Raw genomic sequence first — 3,507 nt, 5'->3', positions numbered from 1 at the left:
CTTTTCTCTCCCGGCGGGGGGGGGGCTCCCCCCCCCCCCCCGCCCCCCCGCTCCGGTACCGGGGGGCGCTACTCCTGGAGGAAGGTCTCGCTGAAGCTGGTGCCGCCGGAGCCGAGGCCGCCGGTGGTGGCCTCGTAGCCGGCGTTGGAGCTGGGGTCGAGGGCGACCGGGCCGGCGGAGCCGAGGGACTTGCCGTTGACGGTGGCCGAGGTGAAGTTCAGGGTCCCGAAGTCGGGGTAGGCGCCGGTCGGCGACTCGATGATGACCTCGGCGCTGGTCCGCTGGGCGCTGGTGGACTTGGTGGTGGTGTAGGTCCAGCCCTTGGAGGAGTCGGTCAGCTTGAGGGTGTACCGGCTGCTGCCGGCGTAGGTCACCGAGGCGCTGATGTGGTCGCCGGCCGACACCGGGTACGAGCTGAGGCTCAGGTAGACCGGGGCGGCCGGGTACATCTCGTACCAGGCCTGGTCGACCGGGCTGCCGCTGGAGCAGTCGGTCGCGACGCCGGTCTGCTCCACGCTGGAGGAGCCGTACCCGTCGATGCCGACCCACGGGGCGTAGAGGTCGTTGCTGGAGTTGCAGGTCGCGTCGGGCTCGGTCCAGGAGGCCGCGACCGAGCTGAAACCGCTGCCCTGGGCGGCGTAACCGCCCCAGTTGTAGCCGTTGGTGTTGTACGAGAGGGGGCGGAAGGCGAGCCCCTGGACGGCTGCCGCGGTGCTGGGGGCGGCGGGGGCGGCCAGCGAGGTGGCGGCGGCCGCGAGGGTGACGACGCGGACCAGGAATCTGCGCATGGTGGCTCCTTCGTGAGGGGACGAACAGGAGCGCACACGCCAACGAGGGCCGTGGGGGCGGCCGTTGGCGGGTGGCAGTACAGCTTGAGCTGACTGTCATGACCGGGGCAAGAGGATCAGGGGGAAGGTTGGCCAAGCCATTGCACTGTCGGGTGCACTTCTTGACGATCCGTCCACGGACCCAACGGGCCGCGCCCCGGCGGCAGTTGCTCGACGGGGCGCGGTACGGACCGGGGCGGAAGGGGATCAGGTCACCCGGACCGGGCGGACCTCGACCAGGTCGCCGGGGGCGGCCGGCATCCAGCGGGCCCAGGCGACCGCCTCGGCCTCGTCGGCCACGTCGATCACCCAGAGCCCGCCGAGGTGCTCGTGGCCCTCGCGGTAGGGGCCGTCCGAGACCGGGGTCTGCGGGCCGCCGGGGTTGCCGCCGGGCACGACGAGGCGGGCGCTGCAACTGCGGCGCAGGCCGCCGCCGTACCGCACCGTCACCCCCGCGTCGTGCAGGGCGCGGCCGAACCGCGCGTGGGCGGCGTCGAGTTCGGCCTGCTCGGCCTCGCTCAGTCCGTTCCAGACCCGCTCGTCGCCGTGAATGAGCAGGGTGTATTCCATCGTTCTCTCTTCTCCGTCCAACTGCTACATCTGTCGGCTCGCCAGCCGGGCGAACAGCCCGTCCCGGTCGGCCAACAACTCCTCGTACCGGCCCTGCTGCACCACCCGGCCCTGGTCCATCACGATGATCCGGTCGGCCTCGGCGACCGTGGACAGTCGGTGGGCGATCACCACCCGGGTGGCGTTGAGTCTTCGGGTGGACTCGGTGACGAGCCGCTGGGTCGGGTTGTCCAGGGCGCTGGTGGCCTCGTCGAAGAAGACGATGCGGGGCCGGGAGACGAGGGCCCGGGCGATCATCAGGCGCTGCCGCTGGCCGCCGCTGAGCGTGCTGGTGCCCTCGGACAGGACGGTGTTCATGCCCATCGGCATGGCGGCGATGTCCTTGTCGATGCCGGCCATCTCGGCGGCGGCCCAGGCGTCGTCCAGGGTGTGGTTGGTGGAGCCGACGATGTTGGCCTTGATGTCCCCGGCGAGCAGGGCGCCGTTCTGCAGGACCACCCCGCACTGGCGCCGGACCGCGGAGACCTCCAGCTCGCCGAGGTCCTGGCCGTCGTAGAGCACGGTGCCGCTCTCGGGGCGCTCGAAGCCGAGCAGCAGCCGCAGCACGGTGGACTTGCCGCTGCCGGACGGCCCGACCACGGCGACGAACTCGCCGGGCTCGATGGCGAGGGTGACGTCCTGGAGGGCGGCCGGGCCGTCCTCCCCGTAGCGGAAGGTCACGTGGCTGAGGCCGAGGCGCCCGGAGAGGTCGCCCGGGTCGGCCTTGCTGTCGTCGACCTCGGGCTTCTCCTCCAGGATCGGCCGCAGCCGCTCCAGCATCGGCACCACGCCCATGGCGGTGACGGCCGCGGAGGTGAACTGGAGGCTGGAGGCGATCAGCAGGTTGAAGGCGGTGAAGAAGGACAGGAAGACCGGCACCGGGACGTCGCCGTCCAGCGGCCCGGCGATCACGCCGAAGACCACCACCGAACAGACCAGCGGGAAGCCCGCGTTGAAGGTGGTGACGGCGTTCTGCACCCGGCGGGAGGAGGCGGCCAGGCCGCGGCCCTTGCCGAGTTCGGCGGCCCACACCCCGAACACCCGGTCCTCGGCGGCGGTGACCCGCAACTTGGGTACAGCGGTCAGGAGTTGGAAGACCCGGGCGGAGGTGGCCTGCTCGTGGGAGTACAGCCGGCGCTGCCAGCGGACCTCCAGCCGGCCGGCGGCCAGGCCGACGCCCACGCCGACCAGCACCAGCAGGGTGGCCAGGCCGGCCAGGCGCAGGTCGTAGAAGTAGACCAGGACGAGGTTGGCGAGGCCGGTCAGCAGCCCGAGGGTCGCCGTGGTCATCATCCCGGAGAGGGTCTCCTGGGCGGCGCTGACGCCGAGCACGGTGGTGCCGAGTTCGCCGGTGGAGTAGTTGGCGAAGAACGGCGCGGGCAGCGAGAGCAGCCTGGTCCAGACGCCGACCTGCATCGCGGCCGTGGAGCGGCTCTCGATCCGCAGCACGGCGATGTTCTGCACGATGGAGAGGGCGGCGACGGCCATCGCGGAGCCGATCACGACCAGCGCGCCCTCGCTGATCAGGTTGCGCTGGGCATGGGCGACGAAGGTGCCCAGCACCTCGCCGGTCATGATCGGGACGAGCAGCCCGATCAGCGCGACCAGGGCGGCCATCCCGGTGAACATCCACAGGTCCTGGCGGTTGTTGCGCAGGCCGAAGCGGAGCAGGGCGGAGACGGACCGGACGGCGGAGGGCAGCGGCCGGTACAGCACGGTGGCCTTGTTCTGCAGTTCGGCGGCGAGCTTCGGGGTCAGCGGGGTGACGGCGCCGCCCTCGGCGAGCACGTAGCCGGTGCCGAGCGGCAGCAGGGCGACGGGCGCTCCGGCCTTGCGGTAGCCGACCATCGCGCCGAGGTCGTCCCGCCACCAGGTGCCGTCCAGCCGGACGGAGCGGGTGCGCACGTGCGAGGCCAGGGCGATCGCCTGGAGCCGGTCGAGCCGGTGGTGGTGGCCGGTCCCGGCCCCCCGGGCGGTGACGCCGAATACCACGTGGGCGGGCGCCAGCCGGGGCCCGGGCCCGGTGGGGGCGGGCGCGGGGGGCTGGCCGCTACGCCCCCCGGCGGGCTGG

The 3,507-nt window shown here is 72.6% G+C and carries 3 protein-coding genes; all 3 read right to left on the bottom strand.

The annotated features are described in order from the left end of the window. Positions 1–68 precede the first annotated feature (68 nt). Positions 69–788, bottom strand: a complete 720-nt coding sequence (locus tag ACFWXO_RS42225) for a G1 family glutamic endopeptidase (RefSeq protein ID WP_375892837.1) — start codon at positions 786–788, stop codon at positions 69–71. 246 nt (positions 789–1,034) lie between these two features. Continuing rightward, a complete protein-coding gene (locus ACFWXO_RS42220) occupies positions 1,035–1,397 on the bottom strand; it encodes a YciI family protein (RefSeq protein WP_375892839.1) in 363 nt (120 codons plus the stop codon). A gap of 24 nt (positions 1,398–1,421) precedes the next feature. Continuing rightward, on the bottom strand, positions 1,422–3,507 hold a 2,086-nt coding region (locus ACFWXO_RS42215), incomplete at its 5' end, for an NHLP bacteriocin export ABC transporter permease/ATPase subunit (RefSeq protein WP_380531755.1).

The sequence above is a fragment of the Kitasatospora sp. NPDC059088 genome (assembly GCF_042738155.1).
Taxonomy (GTDB): Bacteria; Actinomycetota; Actinomycetes; order Streptomycetales; family Streptomycetaceae; genus Kitasatospora.
This window is presented reverse-complemented; position numbering and strand designations above follow the sequence as displayed.

Coding starts and splice junctions, on each gene's coding strand:
- ACFWXO_RS42225 (WP_375892837.1), bottom strand. CDS start 788: ATGCGCAGATTCCTGGTCCGCGTCGTCACCCTCGCGGCCGCCGCCACC.
- ACFWXO_RS42220 (WP_375892839.1), bottom strand. CDS start 1,397: ATGGAATACACCCTGCTCATTCACGGCGACGAGCGGGTCTGGAACGGA.